Below are 18,038 nucleotides of genomic sequence, written 5' to 3'. Positions count from 1 at the left end.
AATTTATCATTTAAAGCACAAGATTTTAAATGATTGTTCATAAATAAGTCACAAAATGTTCACTTTTACGAGTGAAAAATTCAGCGGGGATACCCGCTGAACCCTTTCATTATTCCGTTGCCAATGCCGATTTTAGTTCATCTGTTGAGTTGTTCCACATATCTCCGCCTTCGAAATCAGCGAGAAAATCCCGCAGTAATTTTTTGGAATGATCGTCCATATGGTCAACGACAATCTTTCCTTTTAATGATTTCTCCATATGTGTGACATGCTCCGGCATGGACTTGTATGCCCGTTTAATCGACCGGTCAACAATGATTTCGCTGCCGCCTACTCCTGCAAAATACGGACCGTTTTCGCCTTTTTCCGTTGTGACCCAGACGATCCAATAGCGTTTCCCGTTTTTGACGACGTCCTTGTCATCCTGAAACTTCACACGACGCTCGACCTCACTGCGCGCATGCATCGCTCCCATGTCGACAAAAGCGCGATCATCATTCGGATCGATAATAACGGATGACATATTTTCAAGACTTATCGATCCAATGCCATATCCGCCATGCCCATCATTTGGATCGTCTTTTATAATCGTGAATTGATTGGTTTTCTTCTGGTTGGAAGATTGATCTGCCATTCTAAGAACCCTCCTGAATTATAACTGGTTCTCATTGTAGCATATAACGAAAGCGTTTTTCATCCGACGCTTACTGCACAGGGTTGACCGTTCTAATGAACTGAAGCGCTTCATCTATTTCCACTTCGGTATAGTTTTGCTTCGGTTTAACGGTGTGTATTTTTTTAGTCAGTTTATCTATCGTCAACCCTTCGAAGTACAGCATGGTGGAAACAAGTTCAAGAAATCGCGAGCTCTTTGCTTTCAGCATGGCGATCTGTTCTGTCATGTCCGGCATATCCAAATGAAACTGTTCCAAAAATGCCTTCCCGTCATCGGTTATCTGATAATGGTATTGAATATAATTGTGTACTGATTCTTTTTTCTCAGCAATCAAACCAAGGTTACATAGCTCTTCAACTCTTAACGAGAGCTCTTCAGAATACGGTCCGTAGAAATGAAATTGATACTTTTCTTCAAAAGGCAGGTGACACTTCTGCAGAATATAAATGATTTTTTGTAGTTTTTTACGCCCGGTAATGTCACTTGCTTCTGAAAAAAATTGCATGAGTCTGGCATGGTTAGTCAACACTTTCTTCATCTCCTTTTAGGTATTGATTAACGTCCAATAATTCCATAATCCGTTGTTTAACAGGGCTATCATCACTGAGTTCTGTCAGAGTATCAGCCGGAAAATACAGTTTATGATCGGTTCGTTTTTTCCCGGAAATCGATTCAACAATGTCCGAGTTCCGCGATAATTCCTTCAAATTCCCGTCCGGCATCAGGAGATTGATCGGCAGCCGCTCATCCTCTTCACCCGGCCGGTAAAAATCATATGGCAAGTCTGATGATGAATCAACTTCCAAATAATAGTCAGGATTAATGCCCGCTTCCTGAAACAATTTGTAAAGATCCATCCACTCATTCATCTGCAGGTTCGGGTTAAACTCAATATACTTGAACAGACGACGGTTCATAAATCGTTCGCACAGGTCCTGCAAGATAGCGTCGTCCTCTTCCTGCCACAGCTGAAAATAATAGAAAACGATTGATTCATCCAGCTTTAGATAGTCCGCAAGACCAACATCTTCGTTAAAAAACGCGACAAAATGGAACGGTTTTAATTTAAACATGTAGTTGCTTTCAAACAAGTATTTAGCGCGATGAAGAATTTTTGACAAAATTACCTCGGCACTGCGTGTAACCGGGTGGAAATAAACCTGCCAGTACATCTGATAGCGACTCATGATATAGTCTTCAACCGCGTGCATGCCGCTTGATTTAATGACAACCTGATCCTCAATCGGCCGCATGACGCGCAAAATACGCTCCATGTCAAAGTGACCATAGCTGACGCCTGTAAAATAAGCATCTCGCTGCAAATAATCCATCCGGTCGGCATCAATCTGACTGGAAATAAGGCTGACAACCAGTTTATCTTCATAGGTTTTATCAATCACATCAGCCACTTTTTGCGAAAATCCCGATTCAACCCGCTCAAGAATCGTATGTACGTGTGTATCGCCCAATATAATTTGTTGCGTAAAATGCTCATGATCTAATTTAAAAACTTTCTCAAACGAATGGGAAAACGGTCCGTGGCCCAAATCATGCAGAAGTGCTGCACATAAACAAAGCAATCGTTCGCCATCATTCCAGTCATCGCGATCTTCAAAATTGCCGATGATACGCCGGACGATTTCATAAACACCAAGCGAATGATTGAAGCGGCTATGTTCAGCACCATGAAATGTCAAATATGACGTCCCAAGCTGCTTGATCCGCCTGAGCCGCTGAAATTCGGGTGCGGCAATCAGATCCCAGATCACGCGATCCTGAACATGAACATAGCGATGTACAGGGTCTTTAAAAACTTTCTCTTCGTGTAATTGTTCATCTTTATAAAGCATGCTTTTCAACCCGTTTCTTTTCGACAATGTTATCATATATTATATAATAGTTACCCTTAGGATAAAAGATTCAATTAAAGGAGCAGCACATGAAAAATTGGAAAGATGTGGTCGCACACAGGCAATTTCGTTATCTGGATCATTCTAAAAAAAGTTTTTTTCATGGAAAACCGTATACAGCACTGACATCGTTTGCAATCGATGATGTCTTGTCGTTATTTGCCCGCAGCGGAGAAGCAGTTCCCGCAGTCAGACTGTGGGTGCATCCCGACACCGTTGTATTAGGCATTCCTGATTCACGTCTGCCCTATTTGGAAGAAGGTGTCAGACGGCTTGCTGAGCGCGGCTATTACAGCGTGGTTCGGAATTCCGGCGGGCTTGCGGTTGCGCTTGATGCCGGGGTGCTGAATATTTCTCTGGTTCTGCCTGATATGAGGAAGATTTCAATCTATGACTGCTATGAAGCGATGGTAAGCTTTATCCGTTTCATATTACGAGACTTAACAGACGAGATTGAGGCTTATGAGATTACCGGCTCATACTGTCCCGGTGATTTTGATTTGAGCATAGATGGGAAGAAATTTGCCGGTATTTCGCAGCGGCGTGTCAGAGACGGTGCCGCGATTCAGATTTATTTGGATGTGGAAGGGGAAGGACGTGAACGCGCGGAATTGCTCCGTGAGTTTTACGATGTTGCTAAAAAAGACGAGGAAACAAGATTCGATTATCCGGATATTGACCCTGCTGTGATGGCTTCGTTATCGGAACTGCTTGGTATGGCGTTAACCGTCGATGCGATGAAAGAGCGAGTTCTGCAGGGGATCAGGGAAGCGAGCGACCGAATTGTCACAGACGATTTTTCTGATAATGAGCTCGTACAATTTGAAAAGCGGTATGTGCAGATGATGAAACGAAATAAAGAGGTCGCGGACATGCAGTGAGGATGTTTTCATATCCGCTTTGACTTCGGGAACATGTTTCCGTTCTTGCGCCCATGTTTCGCCCCTCGGGAACATGTTTCCATTTTCGCGCCCATGTTTCGGCTCGCCGGGACCGTTCGAAAGGGCTGGCATCCAAAGCGTGCATCCAGTCTCAGCGCAGTACACTCCCGCCTGATATTTTCACAGACTCGCCCACAATGTTTTCCGCAACATCGGTTAATAAAAAGGCGATTGTATTGGCGACTTCCCGCGATTTGGTCATACGTCCAGATGGAATGGAGGCCTTAACCACTTCTGAAAGCGAAGAGCCTTGCCGATCCGCCTTTTTCTCTGCCGAGGCTCTTCCCATGTTCGTATCGACAAATCCGGGACTGACAGCATTCACGCGCACACCCTGTTCAATCGCTTCAAGAGCCATCGAATGCGTGAAACCGGTCATAGCGAATTTTGATCCTGCATAAGCTGTTCCACCATATGTTCCACGCAAACCGGACAATGACGTGACATTGACAATGGCTCCTTTCTGCTGCTTTTTCATGGATTCATAAACCAATTGGGTTAAAAGAACGGTTGATGTGTAATTCAGATGCATCACCCGCTCCATGTCCTCTTGTTCGAGTTGCTCAATAGGGCCGCCGCCGGAAATTCCGGCATGATTGACCAGTAACGTAATCGGTCCATACGCCTTCTCAGCGCTTTTAACAAGTTTATTACGTTCCTCTTCATTACCGAGATCCGCCGCATGCGTAAATACGTCAGCATCAGGCATTACCTCACGAATCCCTGCAGCCATCTGATTCAGTTTATCCTCGCGCCGACCCGTCACCGTAATAAGTGCACCCATTTCCGCAAGCACCTTCGCCGTTTCAGAGCCAATCCCGCCTGTTGCCCCAGTTACGAGAACGTGCTCTCCTTTCAAAGCATCAGATGCAAATATACTCAATCCACTCCACTCCTCTCCATGACAGTCTCTTCTGTTTAAAACTCAGACTGAATTGTATAATTCGATAATCGCCAACACTACAAAGATAACAATTATGGCGCTTAAAATCAGATTATTGGCCGGACCATTCCGATAATGTTTCTCCACGTTTTTTGCGTTTAATAGCAACATCAACGTAATGGCGAGAAAAGGGAGAATGGTTGCGCTGAATGCCAATCCGATTAAAACAAGCAACACTGGGTCATCTACAAACAAAAATAGCATGGATGGAAATGTTAACCAAAGCAAGTAAGCGCGATAAGCAGGGTCCTTTTCAGAAATATCCCGACTTGATTTTTTATCTTTGTTTTTTAACAGTTGAACAAAATCCGTAAAAATATATGGAAGTCCATTCCAAGCTGACAATAGTGATGTGAAAGCTGCAGCCCAGAAGCCGATCAATAGCAACCAGGTAGCGGCTGATCCAAATCTTTCACCATATATTTCAGCCATTGTGACCAGACCTTCATTCCCCGAAATCGATATACCCGCCCCATATAAAAATTGATAAGCCACAATCATAAGCGCAAAGCAAAAAATACCGGTAATGATATAAGCTACGGCGGAATCAAGGCGCATAATTGACATCCATGAACCACCTTGCCAATTTTTTTCACGTATCCAATAACAATAATAAGGAATGGAAGCAGCCCCACCGACACCACTGATCAGCCCCAGTGTCTGTAAAAATGAGCTATCCGGCATCCGAGGTACCATCCCGTTCGCGAGTTCTCCAATACTGGGCAGGACAAATAGCGCTGAGCCTACCACCGTAATAAACATCACAATAACGAAAAATTGCATAATACGCTCAAATTTTTGATAGCCTCCAAACCATCCGACAGCAAGTCCGATCAATGCATGGATCATTGCCCATCCCCAGACGGGCAGGGCCGGAAACAAAGCTGATATAAACAGGGCACATGCGGATGTCACAGCAGCGCCATAAATAAGTCCGAATAAGACAACATAGACAACATAATAGCCCGAAACCCATCTGCCGAGGGATCGCCATCCTTGTAAAATGGTTTGTCCAGTTGCCAAATACCAGCGTCCGACCCCTTCATTTAATATATATTTTATGAATGCTCCTAACACAACAGCCCAAAGCAACATTAGTCCAAAATCTGCCCCGGCAACAAGAGCTGCCACTAAATCCCCTGCACCGACACCAGCCACTGCTACAACAAGTCCAGGTCCGACATATGATATTTTCCATTTCTTTGGCTTTTTCACTTGGGTGTTAACTGATTGACTCGGCTCCATTGGTACACCTCTTTCAAGTCACGTCAAAATGTATAATGGCTTCATTTTACATGATTAACGCTACTCAAACAATTCAGAAATTGTTTTTATTAAAAAAAGCTTAAAAGAGTGTATTATATCCTGGCCTGAAGACCGTTTTGATATCACGAAAAACCAGTGCACCCCCCTCTTTTGCCATCGAAATCACCGAACCATTAAAAAGCGCACAGTCCATACTGTACGCTCTTTTCAAAATCTATTACCCCTGTGCTGCTGTGATCAATGCAAGGTTATAAACATCCTCCGCACTGCATCCGCGTGACAGGTCATTCACAGGCTTGTTCAGCCCCTGCAGAATCGGGCCGACTGCCTCAAATTCACCTAGTCGCTGGGCAATCTTATAACCAATGTTTCCGGCTTCAAGACTCGGGAAAATAAAGACATTGGCGTCACCTTTGATTTCGGAATTTGGTGCTTTTTGGGCCGCAACACTCGGGACGAAGGCTGCATCAAACTGGAATTCACCATCAATAACGAGTGATGGATTTTTCTCCTTCGCCAACCCCAAAGCATTGACCACTTTCTCAGTTTCTTCCGACTCGGCGGATCCTTTTGTGGAGAAACTGAGCATTGCTATTCGTGGATCAACGCCGAACAATTTGGCTGTATTGGCACTTTCAACAGCAATTTCGGATAAATCTTGGCTGTCTGGACTCATATTGATCGCACAGTCGGCAAACACATATTTTTCATCGTTCCGAACCATGATAAAGACGCCGGACGTTTTCTGTATGCCTTCTTTCGTCTTAATGATCTGCAGTGCCGGGCGTACTGTGTCCGCTGTTGAGTGGGACGCACCACTGACAAGACCGTCCGCCTTGTCCATGTAGACAAGCATCGTCCCGAAATAATTTTCATCGAGCAAAATCTGCCGGGCTTCATCAGCCGTTACTTTCCCTTTCCGGCGCTCGACAAACACATCAATCATCTTATCGAATTCCCGGAAATCATGCGGGTCGATCAGCTCACATGCTGACACATCAATACCGATGGACGCCGCCTGTTGCTTTATTGCTTCCCTGTCACCGAGCAATACCGGAGTCACGATCCCCGCGGCACCCAGCTGGCTGGCAGCGGTCAAAATCCGTTCATCGCGCCCCTCGGGGAAAACAATGGTTTTATCGACATTTGCTAACTGATCTTTCACTTGCTCAAAAAGATTACTCATTGAAAGCACCTCCTATTCTCCATGATACGTAAATCACGTTAACTTGAAAACACATAACCACACGTCTTATACTTTTTTGACAGAAACATGACAAACAGTCTAACTCCTGCTTATCGTACCCTAAATGTGATATAGTTTAAATATATGACAACAACAGTACAATATCGGGTTTGATTTTAATAATCAACATTACAATCAAAAACCTATCCACTTAAACAAAGGAGCGATTTATAATGGCAGCTGAAGCAGTTAAAACATTGGACGGCTGGTATTGCCTGCATGATATGCGTACTATCGACTGGACCTCTTGGAAAGCCGTGTCAAATGAAGAACGGCTGGAGGCAGTCGAAGAATTCAAAAACCTGCTAACGAAGTGGGAAGCAGTGGAAAAAACAGAGAGCGGCAGCCATGCACTCTACAATATTGTTGGTCAAAAAGCTGACCTGATGTTTATGTTTCTGCGACCGACGATGAATGAATTAACTGACATTGAAACAGAATTTAATAAATCAAAATTTGCCGAGTTTCTGCGCCCTGCCTCTTCTTATGTGTCGGTTGTGGAACTTTCACAGTACAGCGGCAACAGCTCAGCCGACGATCCGAAGACACGGGAGCGGCTCTATCCAATTTTACCGAAGTGGGAGCATGTTTCGTTTTACCCGATGGACAAACGCCGCCACGGGGAAGAGAATTGGTACGCGCTCAGCTTTAAAGAAAGAGCAAGACTGCTTTATGAACATTCGAAGACCGGCCGTCAATACGCCGGTGAGGTAAAACAGATCATTACCGGTTCATTCGGCTTCGATGACTGGGAATGGGGTGTCACACTATTTGCTCATGACGCGCTGCAGCTGAAAAAAATCGTTTATGAAATGCGCTTTGACGAAGTGAGTGCACTCTACGGTGAATTCGGCGAGTTTTTCGTCGGCAACCATTTAGCAAAAGAAGATGTTGATACTTACCTGCAAGTGTAGCATGATTTTCAAACAGCATACTGAATTGAAGGTTAGCAGACCGGGCAAAAAGCGGCCCGGTCTTTTTTTCTATCTTCAGCTTATTGCGGGGTGCAAAGCCGTGTTTTTTCTGATGTTAGAAAAACAATCGGTATATAACCGGTTCTTTTTATTAGGCCGCACAGCGTTTCATTGACACCTTCTATTCTCCAACTGACGAAAGTTTAACAGCATTTATTTCTCCGCACCTGTCATTAATTCCGCTTACGTTTCATATATATATCCAGTAGACCAAAACAGCCTGAAGTTATAAAGTATTTCCATGCTTCATCCGAAAGTCCGAAAGGTATATTAATCCCATATAGGAGGTTTTTTCATGAGTGAGAAGAACAACTATACAAATTATCCTTATGCCGGCTACTATCCACATCAGCCATATCCTTACTACTATTATCCACAGTCATCTCCGGCGTACTACCCTATGTATGATTCCAGACAAACGATGCCACCACAAAACCAGCAAAATCAGCAGCAAGCTCAAACTGTCCAGGGTATGCTGCCGATGGAACAATCCTACATTGAAAACATTTTGCGGCTGAATGAAGGAAAACGTGCCACGGTTTATATGACATTTGAAAACAATCAAGAATGGAATGCGAAAGTTTTCCGAGGGATCATTGAAGCAGCCGGAAGGGATCATATTATTTTAAGTGACCCGCAAACCGGTAAAAGGTATCTGCTCCTAATGATCTACTTGGATTATGTCACATTTGATGAAGAACTCAACTATGAATATCCGTATGGCAATAGCGGGCAAATGTCGCAATATCAGCCTAGATAACGCGTAGCCCCCTCCAAAATTAAAGCGCCCGCTATCGTACCGGGCGCTTGGATTTGTTGTACACACAAAGGAGCCATTGTTATGCGCAATCCATATGACAAGTACATACGCATGGAATTACTGACCCTCACACTCGCTGTTGTAATTGGTCTGATTGCCATCGTACAAGGGTATGTAATCATCATGCTCTTGTGTGTGTATTTGCTCGCATTCAGCATATTATGTGAAGGATTTCTATTTCTAAATACCAACCATTCGGCTGATGGCATCAAACAGGTTGCCAAGGCGGGAATGCTTATGCTTCTGGCTACGATCCTTTTTTTCTCGTTATAGTCCTCACAGATATTTAATGACAGCGTACCCCAGCAATACCCAGCCGACTAAAAAGGCGACCCCGCCAAATGGTGTTATCATGGCAAACGTTTTGACGCCACTGACTGAATAGACATAAAGACTGCCGGAAAACAAAACAATACCGATAAAGAACATCCAGCCGGCCCAGGTCATTCCGCCACTTTGGAACTTTGCCAGCAGCAATCCGGTAACCAATAACGCCATGGTATGAAACATTTGGTAATTGACAGCTTTATCCCATGTGCCGAGTGCTTTTTCGGAAAGTTTCCCCTCAAGCCCATGTGCTCCGAATGCTCCCAAGGCAACCGCCAAGAAACCATTAATAGCCCCCAAAATAAGAAATAACTTCATATATATCCTCCTCCCATCAAACTGTTAAAAATCAAATAGTGATTTCCCATTAGCATCATCATGATCGATTGGATTGCGTCCGGGCCCCGGCTGTTGTTCGGCCGCTGCATCACCCATCATCGCTTTCAGTTCCCTATCTGTCATTTCCTGTTTGGACTCCGGTAAAGGTTGCTCTTCATTTAATAATTCGCAAAGAAGCTGGATATTGGCAATATGTTTTTTCACTATGCTGTCATCAGCAGACATGTGTTGTGCTTCTGTCAACTCCCGCTGCATTTTTTTAAGAATCGTATCTGTTGCGACCGCCATCATGACCTCTCCTTTCTATAGTCCGCTCCTAAATAAGTCAACATTTCATCGTTCACATCAGTTAGTATAACACGAACCCATTTTTGGCCATATGAGAAAAACTCGGCATTCGCCTCGTCTTATAGCGAATGCCGAAGCTTTTGTTATAAGGTCATCCATCATTTATACTTTCTGACGTTACAAAAAAGCCTTGGCTACAGCTTCCAAGACTTTTTCACTCCCATTATTGTTACAGGCCGATATTAACTTGCTGTTTGTTTTCCTCTGTATAGCGTTCATAAACCCATTGCAGAAAGACAAGTTCACGTTCATAAAGTTCCCTGCCCAGCTGCTCTTCTGTACTTTTTCTTACCTGCAAAAAGCTTTCCATAACGCTAAGAGCCCCCCTCGGTAACCTGTTTATCTACTGTTAGGATAATCTTATTGTACTGCTAACCTCCCAGCGAATCAACACTAAATGGGTAAATTAACAAAATATACTGATAACTGACAAATTTCAGCACATATTTTATTGTTCGGGCTGTTTTTGCTCTTCCAACTGACTTTCCAGTTCAGAAATTCGTGCGCGCAGTTCATTAATATCTTCCCTTGTTGCAATTCCAAGATCTTTAGCCATTTTCTGCGTTTGCTCATATTGTTTGGTGTTCCACTCATCTGTTTTCATTTCGCCTTTATCTATAAAATTACGCATGACGGTTCGCGCCTGTTCCTGAGTCAATTCATTTTTTTCCACCATTTCATTTAATCGCTTATCCAATTTTTCCTTTCCGGTAACTGCCGCGCCGAGTCCCAGAAGAAATCCTTTTTTGAGAAAGTCACTCATGATCAGCACTCCTTTTCACTATATTTAATGATGAAATGTGTTTTTATTAACATAACCAAAAACGGAAGCAAACGCAAGCTTATATGGTATGTTCCTAACGGTCCCCTTTCCAGGTAACAAAATAGGGACTTTATACAATTCCCGTATCATAATCGGGTTAAACGAACATCACAACCAATATTATGGACATACTTCTAACTATATGCAGCTCTGGATACACATATGAATGCTATAAAACGTGAAGCAGGTCCAATTTCATGTAGTCATCCCCCATCACTTCCGATATAATGAAGGAAAAGAGATTTACAAAGGGGGAATTTCCGTGAATCATTACCCATATAAGATGAAGGACCATTTGAAGTTCATTATCCCGTCACTCCTGGGGATATTCCTGTTCATGACACCGATTAGCACCGGTGACGGCATGACCATCCCTATCGCTGTTTTAGCCGGTTGGGTGCAGACAGCACTTTCAGGACAACTCTCTGCTATTATGATGTTAATTATTGTTCTGACAGCAATAATGACGGTTATAGCGAAAATAAAAGGATCAGAGGCATTTTCTGCAACGCCTTTTTTTCATGAACTGTTTTATAAAAGCACATTTTGGACCGTAACACGTGTTGTTGCGGCTGTTTTTGCCGTTATGGTACTCTTCGGAATTGGTCCGGAGGCTGTCCATGGTGAAAACACAGGACAGATGTTATTGGGCGATTTACTACATGTGTTATTTGCTGTTTTTTTATTTGCCGGTTTATTTTTGCCATTATTGATGAATTATGGGCTGCTCGAATTGTTCGGTACTCTGATGACCAAAGTCATGCGGCCACTGTTTAAGCTGCCCGGCCGCTCATCGATTGATTCACTTGCATCTTGGGTCGGTGATGGGACGATCGGGGTACTGCTGACAAGCAAGCAGTATGAAGAAGGGTACTACACCAAGCGGGAAGCAGCGGTGATCGGAACCACATTTTCTCTTGTCTCGATTACGTTCACTCTTGTTGTTATCAGTGAAGTCGGTCTTGGTCATATGTTCGTGCCATTTTATCTGACAGTTCTTGCCGCAGGGTTTATTGCAGCACTGATTATGCCGCGAATCCCACCGTTATCCCGAAAAGCCGACACATACACAGGCGAGTCAACTACGGGCGGTATTGACGAAGATATCCCTGAAGGTTATAACGTCTTCACATTCGGCTACAAAAAAGCACTGGACAGAGCACGAAACGAGAAGAGTGTATATAAGTTCTTTAAAGAAGGCGGTCAAAACATTCTCGATATGTGGATGGGTGTTGCGCCAATTGTTATGGCGTTTGGCCTAATTGCACTAATTATTGCCGAATTCACACCTGTATTCAGTTGGCTCGGGGCGCCATTTATCCCGCTTTTGGAACTGATGCAGGTACCATATGCGGAGGCTGCTTCCGAAACGATGTTAATCGGTTTTGCCGATATGTTTTTACCGTCTGTAATTGGGGCAACAATCGACGCTGAAATCACCCGGTTTATTATTGCAGCCTTATCTGTCACCCAGCTGATATACATGTCAGAAGTCGGCGGGCTTTTGCTCGGCTCCAAAGTCCCGGTTTCAATGGTAGATTTATTCGTTATCTTTTTGCTGCGGACGATCATAACATTGCCGATCATTACACTTATTGCCCACCTAATATTTTAAGACTAAAGGTGCTCAGTGACAGGAAGGTTCCTTCATTGACACCTTTTTTTATGACATCATAAAGAACACATTATTGATGACTTTTTCCTTTTAAAAACGACATTTTTGTGGTAACGTCAGAAAGTATAAAATATGGATGACCGACCTTATAGTGCGTGTTCAAAAAGGAGGATAAAAAGGATCAAGAAGTTCGAGACGGCGCAGTTTCGAGCAGCGGAATGTATGCCTTTAGATACATGAGCACAAGTAATGCTACCCTGAATCCGCTTCGCACGCAGGAAAAGTGTTTTTCTTTTCCAAGGAGCGGAGAAACAAGCCAACGAAGAAATTCGAAGTGTCATGTTTACCGGACTTTTTGAACAACCTCTTATAAGAAAAACTCGGCATTCGCTATAAGACGAGGCGAATGCCGAGTTTTTCTAAAAAATTAGTGATGAAAAGGCTGACGTATATTAGAATGTTTGAAGATTTATATATTTCCAGTAGGGATTCCACTGTTTAAGTGGTAACTAAGGTCAATTCACGGCTGAACAGACAACGCGAAAACACCCCGGTCATCACCAGGATGGCGGGGTGTTTTCATCTATCACTATAAGGGGGTCATGTATTATACGCATTTAACGAAATGTTTGTTTCACCACTTGGCTAATTTTTTCCGTATTTAACACGGTGTTTTTAGGAACTTCCTTATCAACTTCTTCGGCTTCCGCGGCTTTTTCCACATGGCATCGATTAAATCCGTTCTGTTCAGCTGTTTGCTGCATGAAGTCATAGAAGCTGTTACTTCTAAGCGGTCCGGCATGATAAATGCCCGTCACATCATTTTGGCCAAATTCGATTATGACACTGGCCAGATCCTCGACATGGACAAATGTCCGGATCAGATCATCACGAAATGCCGCCGTTTTACCCAAACGTAATTGGGATACCAATTGATCTGTACGCTCATCACGTTTGCCGATCTGATTCTCCCCATATATCGGACCCGCGCGCAAAATAACGTAATTCTTCAAATCCTGCGTAATGAAATTTTCCGCTTTAACTTTCGCATTTGCATAGGTACTTAGCACATGTTCGTCGGGCAGTTTTGACATGGTATCATCTTCATTGTATGGTCCATAGCCATCTGCGAACACAAAATCTGATGACACGTAAATGAGTTTTGTATCTGGTGTCATATGCGTGATCAGATGACGCAGTCCTTCCTGGATCAGTTCATCCTCATCCGGACCACTCATGACGGACCAAACCACCACATCCGGCTGAGTCGCTTTAAAAAATTCTGAAAAGGATTCGGGATCATTGACATCCAATTTATACAAATCATCAAATACAGCCCGTTCTTCCAGACACGTTCCTGCGACATCTGTGTCTGGCGTTTCTTTCAATAATCGATAAACGGATGCACCTAAATACCCGCTTGCACCAAATACACATACTTTCATTGGTTTCACCTTCCCTTTTAAGAAATGATCAATTTATGCACTTGCGTCTTCACCAAGTTGTTTAGTCCTGCCGTCATGTCCTCTGTATTTGTTTTTCAAGATTGATAGCCTGCCTTCAATAAGCGGCTGCCAGAAGCCCTGCACGGGTCTGCTGGATAAGGCGAGCACAATCAGTGCCGACATAACAGCAAGACTTATCAAATCGATAACGTGATTAACGGCAAACCAATCGGCTGTCCGGAAAAATTGGATGAAAAACCCGTGCAGTAAATAAACATAAAGTGTTCTGGTTCCTAAAACGGTTAGTTTGCTGCGTTTTTCAGGCATCCAGGCAAGCACACCGGCTACCATAACTGCTGATGTCACATAAACCATCAGCCTTGCTATAATGCCATATTCAGGCAACCCCAGTGTACTGTATGATTTAGATGCCAGCAGCCAGCCGGTATTGAAATCGGGGGCAACATAAATAGCTGCTGCCACAACCGCCATCACTACCAATGCTGCCACCCGCAGCTGAATATGTTTCAGCCATTTAATCTGTGTTTGGGTCACCCAATAACCCATAAGGAAAAATGGGAAGAAGACAAAAGTGCGAGACAGGCTGAACATATGACCAACTTCGCCAAAATAGCCGACAATCAGTCCGATACCAACCGAGATGGACAGCCCCATCGCTGCCGGCATTTTCTTAAACAGAATCAGCAGCATGTGCCAGCTGAATAAGCTGAATAAAAACCATAATGCCCAGTGCGGATAAAACATTTCCAGCTGCCAGCCGTCCTTGCCGATCAAGAAATAATAACCCGTGTAAATAATTTGGAAAATCATATATGGTATCAATAATTTTTTAGCTAACTTCGTGACATAACTGATATTCCCGGCACCTTTTGCGAAAAAACCTGCCAGGAAAATGAAAGCTGGCATATGGAACGTATAAATCCAGAGATAAAGTGTATTGACTCCCTGAGAGTCATCCACAAAAGGCTGAATGACATGACCAAACACCACCAGAAATATCAAAATCAATCTGGCATTATCAAAATAAGCATTCCGTTCCACGTTCTTTCACCCTTTTACATTTAATATTCTTTAACGATTCTATACCACTATACCCGATATAAAGCTCGGTTACGTCAGGTAATCGCCATTTGTTATTGAAACGTAAATGGAGTGAAAAGAATGACATTATTTTGCCACTTTCTTCTTGTCAGTTGATGACGCGGCTTTTTGTTTCGTTTTTGGCTTCTTGTCTTTTTGGGCACGATTAAGGGATTCCTGGAGCGCATCCATCAGGTTGGCAACATTATCCGGCTGCGGTTTTTCGGTTGTTGTTGTCACCTCATCCCCTTCTTTCTTCGCTTCAATCAGTTCCATTAAGGCTGTCCGGTACGCGTCCTTATATTTTTTCGGGTCGAATTCTGCTGCCATCTGATCTATGAGCATTTTTGCCGTTTCAAGTTCTTTCTCAGCATTTTTGGTTTCTACCGGAACATTCGGAACATCTTTGACATCCCTTACTTCATCCGGATAGTGGATTGTTTCGACAACGAGTGTATTCTCGTAAATCCGTATAACAGCAAGCTGTTCTTTTGAACGGATCATCATTTTGGCAATGCCGATTTTTCCGGTATCCTCAAGAGCTGAGCGCAGAAGACCATACGACTTTGACCCGCCTTCATTCGGTGACAAATAATAGCTTTTTTCAAAATAAATCGGATCAATCTCGTCCAGATTGACAAAATCCATAATTTCAACGGCCTTATCCGCCTGTTCCTTCTTTAAATTCTCTAATTCCTCATCATCCAGCACAACAAATTTATTTTTGGCATATTCGTATGCTTTCACAATCTCATCATTTTCCACTTCCCGATCACAATTCGGGCATACCCTTTTATATTTGACAGGGGTCTGACATTCCTTATGCAGATTCCGCAGTTTCACGTCCTTATTTTCAGTCGCTGCGTGCATTTTTACCGGAATGTTAACGAGCCCGAAACTGATCGTTCCTTTCCACATCGTGTGCATGAAAAAGCCTCCTTTTTTCGTATAGTTTGGCTTGTGGCGAATGAATTTATCCAGCTGTGCGGGGGCATTTTATAAAGAGAGGTGATTGACGTGAAACACATGAAGCCAATTGCGAGCAGAAAAATTCCTGACAGCATAGATTGGGTTTATGAAGTGAAATACGACGGCTTCCGCTGTATGCTGGAATGGGGGAAAGATTCAGTGCAGCTTATTAGCCGCAACGATGTTGATTTAAGCGGGAATTTTCCTGAAGTCATTGCAGCGTGTAAAGCTCAACAATCGCGGGTCAAAGATTATTTGCCGCTTAAAATCGACGGCGAACTAGTTGTTTTAAATAATGCATATCAGGCAAATTTTTCGTTGATTCAAAAACGCGGACGTCTGAAAAAAAGCGATGCCATTGCAGAAGCTGCCTCAGCACGTCCGGCCGGGTTCATGGCATTTGATTTGCTTATGAGTGAAGGGGTTACACTCACTGGTCAACCATTTGCCGATCGAAAGAGGATACTGGCGGAGATTTTTAGCTATGACGTTAATTTGGAAGAAATCCTTCATTATGTAGGCTATACAAACAACATAAACTCACTGTGGAAAGACATTTTAGACTATAAAGCTGAAGGCGTGATTGCCAAGCGCAAAGCCAGCCGCTATCAGCCGGGCAGTAAACATTATGATTGGCTCAAGATCAAAAATTGGCGGACGATTAAAGGGTTTCTGACTTTTTACGATCCAAATAATGATTATTTTACAGTTTGTGTTTACCGGAATGATGACGTCGTGGAAATGGGGAAGTGTAAGCATGGGCTGGATAAAGAGGCATTTGCGACGTTAAGAGAGCTATTTTTATCTAAGGGGACCCGGGAGGAGGAAGGCTATCGGCTGCCGCCGGCCATTTGTGCCGAAATACATACACTGGATCTGCTGAAGGGTGAACTGCGTGAACCGGAGTTTGATCGACTTCTTCCGAAACACTCAGCCGCTAGTTGTACGTGGGAACAATTACAGCTTGATTTAGCTATGCTACCCGAGACTGTTGAAGCATCAAATACCGCTAAACTGTTTTTGCCATCTCGAGGATTGACAAAAGGCGACTTACTTGTTTATATACGGGAAATCGCACCGTACATGCTCCCATTTTTATATGAGCGTCCACTCACAATCATCCGCTCTCCGGATGGTGTGAAAGGCGAATCATTTTATCAGAAGCATTTACCTGATTATGCGCCAGATTTTATCAAGGGTGTTGAATATGCTGATGGGATGCATTTCGTCTGCAACAACCTGGATTCGCTCATCTGGTTTTCCAATCATGGGACGATTGAATACCATATCCCGTTTCAGACTGTTGAATATGAAAATCCCCTTGAGATTGTATTTGATCTCGACCCTCCCGGCCGAGACCAATTTTCACTTGCCGTGAAAGCCGCACGACTGTTGAAACACATACTGGATGATCTTCGGCTCATATCATTTATCAAAACGTCCGGTGGAAAAGGGCTGCAGATCCATATTCCCCTACCAGCGGACAGTATGACGTATGAGGAAACGGGAGTGTTTACACAGGCGATTGCCTGGACGCTCGAAAAACGTTACCCGGATTTGTTTACCACAGAGCGGTTTAAAAATAGGCGCGGTGATCGGCTGTACATTGACTACTTGCAGCATGGGGAAGGCAAAACACTTGTCGCACCCTACTCCCCGAGGAAGCGAAGTGACGCGACAGTTGCCGCACCCTTGTTTTGGGATGAAGTAGGAAGCGAGTTACGGCCCGAAATGTTCAGGATTGATAATATGATTGAACGCGTACAAACAATCGGCTGCCCATTTGCGGCGTATTTTGCGGCAGGCGAAAAGCAGGTGCTGGATAAGGTGCTAACGATGATACGGAGTTGAGGCGCTTCTCGCACGAGTTGGAGTGCTTCTCGCACGAGTTGGAGTGTTTCTCGCACGAGTTGGAGTGTTTCTCGCACGAGTTGGAGTGTTTCTCGCACGAGTTGGAGTGTTTCTCGCACGAGTTGGAGTGTTTCTCGCACGAGTTGGAGCGCTTCTCGCACGAGTTGGAGTGCTTCTCGCACGAGTTGGAGTGCTTCTCGCACGAGTTGGAGCACTTCTCGCACGAGTTGGAGCACTTCTCGCACGAGTTGGAGTGCTTCTCGCACGAGTTGGAGCACTTCTCGCACGAGTTGGAGCACTTCTCGCACGAGTTGGAGCACTTCTCGCACGAGTTGGAGCACTTCTCGCACGAGTTGGAGCACTTCTCGCACGAGTTGGAGTGCTTCTCGCACGAGTTGGAGTGCTTCTCGCACGAGTTGGAGTGCTTCTCGCACGAGTTGGAGT

At 44.0% G+C, this 18,038-nt stretch carries 20 protein-coding genes; 7 read left to right on the top strand and 13 right to left on the bottom strand.

Features of this window, described 5'->3' with window-relative positions:
• Positions 1–109: 109 nt before the first annotated feature.
• From IEW67_RS00960 to IEW67_RS00950, 3 genes are all read right to left on the bottom strand, one after another.
• Complete coding sequence (locus IEW67_RS00960) at positions 110–634, bottom strand: YwhD family protein (protein ID WP_188631174.1); 525 nt, start codon at positions 632–634, stop codon at positions 110–112.
• Between the two features lie 70 nt (positions 635–704).
• Complete coding sequence (locus tag IEW67_RS00955; RefSeq protein ID WP_188631173.1) at positions 705–1,205, bottom strand: YwgA family protein; 501 nt, start codon at positions 1,203–1,205, stop codon at positions 705–707.
• A complete protein-coding gene (locus IEW67_RS00950; protein WP_188631172.1) occupies positions 1,195–2,526 on the bottom strand; it encodes an HD domain-containing protein in 1,332 nt (443 codons plus the stop codon). Before IEW67_RS00950 ends, IEW67_RS00955 begins: the two co-directional genes overlap by 11 nt.
• An 89-nt stretch (positions 2,527–2,615) precedes the next feature.
• On the opposite strand from IEW67_RS00950, the gene IEW67_RS00945 reads away from it, so the two are divergent.
• Positions 2,616–3,467 carry a lipoate--protein ligase family protein gene (locus IEW67_RS00945; RefSeq protein ID WP_188631171.1) on the top strand — a complete coding sequence of 284 codons (852 nt, stop codon included), beginning with the start codon at positions 2,616–2,618 and terminating at the stop codon, positions 3,465–3,467.
• 151 nt (positions 3,468–3,618) lie between these two features.
• On the opposite strand, the gene IEW67_RS00940 is transcribed toward IEW67_RS00945, so the two are convergent.
• The 3 genes from IEW67_RS00940 to pta all read right to left on the bottom strand — a co-directional run bounded on the left by IEW67_RS00940 (position 3,619) and on the right by pta (position 6,922).
• The gene (locus IEW67_RS00940) at positions 3,619–4,410 is read right to left on the bottom strand and encodes an SDR family NAD(P)-dependent oxidoreductase (RefSeq protein WP_188631170.1); all 792 of its coding nucleotides are present in this window, start codon (positions 4,408–4,410) and stop codon (positions 3,619–3,621) included.
• A gap of 42 nt (positions 4,411–4,452) precedes the next feature.
• Positions 4,453–5,715: an Nramp family divalent metal transporter gene (locus tag IEW67_RS00935; RefSeq protein WP_188631169.1), complete on the bottom strand. Its 1,263-nt coding sequence runs from the start codon at positions 5,713–5,715 to the stop codon at positions 4,453–4,455.
• Between the two features lie 238 nt (positions 5,716–5,953).
• Positions 5,954–6,922: a phosphate acetyltransferase gene (pta, locus tag IEW67_RS00930; protein ID WP_188631168.1), complete on the bottom strand. Its 969-nt coding sequence runs from the start codon at positions 6,920–6,922 to the stop codon at positions 5,954–5,956.
• Between the two features lie 233 nt (positions 6,923–7,155).
• On the opposite strand from pta, the gene hemQ reads away from it, so the two are divergent.
• The 3 genes from hemQ (at position 7,156) to IEW67_RS00915 (ending at position 9,049) form a co-directional block, all read left to right on the top strand.
• Positions 7,156–7,896 carry a hydrogen peroxide-dependent heme synthase gene (gene hemQ / locus IEW67_RS00925; protein ID WP_188631167.1) on the top strand — a complete coding sequence of 247 codons (741 nt, stop codon included), beginning with the start codon at positions 7,156–7,158 and terminating at the stop codon, positions 7,894–7,896.
• A 355-nt stretch (positions 7,897–8,251) separates the two neighbouring features.
• Positions 8,252–8,716, top strand: a complete 465-nt coding sequence (gerQ, locus tag IEW67_RS00920) for a spore coat protein GerQ (RefSeq protein WP_188631166.1) — start codon at positions 8,252–8,254, stop codon at positions 8,714–8,716.
• Positions 8,717–8,797: 81 nt separating this feature from the next.
• Positions 8,798–9,049 carry a hypothetical protein gene (locus IEW67_RS00915; protein WP_188631165.1) on the top strand — a complete coding sequence of 84 codons (252 nt, stop codon included), beginning with the start codon at positions 8,798–8,800 and terminating at the stop codon, positions 9,047–9,049.
• Positions 9,050–9,052: 3 nt separating this feature from the next.
• Here the strand turns inward: IEW67_RS00915 and IEW67_RS00910 are convergent, their stop codons facing one another.
• From IEW67_RS00910 to IEW67_RS00895, 4 genes are all read right to left on the bottom strand, one after another.
• Positions 9,053–9,421 carry a DUF423 domain-containing protein gene (locus IEW67_RS00910; protein WP_188631164.1) on the bottom strand — a complete coding sequence of 123 codons (369 nt, stop codon included), beginning with the start codon at positions 9,419–9,421 and terminating at the stop codon, positions 9,053–9,055.
• Positions 9,422–9,445: 24 nt separating this feature from the next.
• Complete coding sequence (locus tag IEW67_RS00905; protein ID WP_188631163.1) at positions 9,446–9,733, bottom strand: YwdI family protein; 288 nt, start codon at positions 9,731–9,733, stop codon at positions 9,446–9,448.
• Positions 9,734–9,959: 226 nt separating this feature from the next.
• A complete protein-coding gene (locus tag IEW67_RS00900; protein ID WP_188631162.1) occupies positions 9,960–10,100 on the bottom strand; it encodes a hypothetical protein in 141 nt (46 codons plus the stop codon).
• A gap of 138 nt (positions 10,101–10,238) precedes the next feature.
• Positions 10,239–10,553, bottom strand: coding sequence for a phasin family protein (locus IEW67_RS00895; protein WP_188631161.1), 315 nt, complete (start codon positions 10,551–10,553; stop codon positions 10,239–10,241).
• 343 nt (positions 10,554–10,896) lie between these two features.
• Between IEW67_RS00895 and IEW67_RS00890 the strand changes: the two genes are divergently transcribed.
• Positions 10,897–12,228: a YjiH family protein gene (locus IEW67_RS00890; protein ID WP_188631198.1), complete on the top strand. Its 1,332-nt coding sequence runs from the start codon at positions 10,897–10,899 to the stop codon at positions 12,226–12,228.
• Positions 12,229–12,845: 617 nt separating this feature from the next.
• On the opposite strand, the gene IEW67_RS00885 is transcribed toward IEW67_RS00890, so the two are convergent.
• The 3 genes from IEW67_RS00885 to ku form a co-directional block, all read right to left on the bottom strand.
• Positions 12,846–13,673: a sugar nucleotide-binding protein gene (locus tag IEW67_RS00885; protein ID WP_188631160.1), complete on the bottom strand. Its 828-nt coding sequence runs from the start codon at positions 13,671–13,673 to the stop codon at positions 12,846–12,848.
• A gap of 33 nt (positions 13,674–13,706) precedes the next feature.
• Positions 13,707–14,735 (bottom strand): acyltransferase family protein, encoded by a 1,029-nt coding sequence (locus IEW67_RS00880; protein WP_188631159.1) that lies wholly within the window; start codon positions 14,733–14,735, stop codon positions 13,707–13,709.
• Positions 14,736–14,861: 126 nt separating this feature from the next.
• Positions 14,862–15,701 (bottom strand): non-homologous end joining protein Ku, encoded by an 840-nt coding sequence (ku, locus tag IEW67_RS00875; protein ID WP_188631158.1) that lies wholly within the window; start codon positions 15,699–15,701, stop codon positions 14,862–14,864.
• Positions 15,702–15,800: 99 nt separating this feature from the next.
• Here ku and IEW67_RS00870 point away from each other — a divergent pair, with 99 nt between their 5' ends.
• Together IEW67_RS00870 and IEW67_RS00865 are read left to right on the top strand one after the other, a co-directional pair.
• Positions 15,801–17,594 carry a DNA ligase D gene (locus IEW67_RS00870; RefSeq protein ID WP_229671640.1) on the top strand — a complete coding sequence of 598 codons (1,794 nt, stop codon included), beginning with the start codon at positions 15,801–15,803 and terminating at the stop codon, positions 17,592–17,594.
• The coding region (locus IEW67_RS00865; protein WP_373288464.1) for a hypothetical protein at positions 17,591–18,038 on the top strand (448 nt) is incomplete at its 3' end. The genes IEW67_RS00870 and IEW67_RS00865, both read left to right, overlap by 4 nt.

The sequence above is a fragment of the Lentibacillus kapialis genome, from assembly GCF_014646635.1.
In the GTDB taxonomy this organism is placed as follows: Bacteria; Bacillota; Bacilli; order Bacillales; family Amphibacillaceae; genus Lentibacillus; species Lentibacillus kapialis.
The sequence above is the reverse complement of the archived record's forward strand: the minus strand, read 5'-3'. Positions and strand labels throughout refer to the sequence as shown.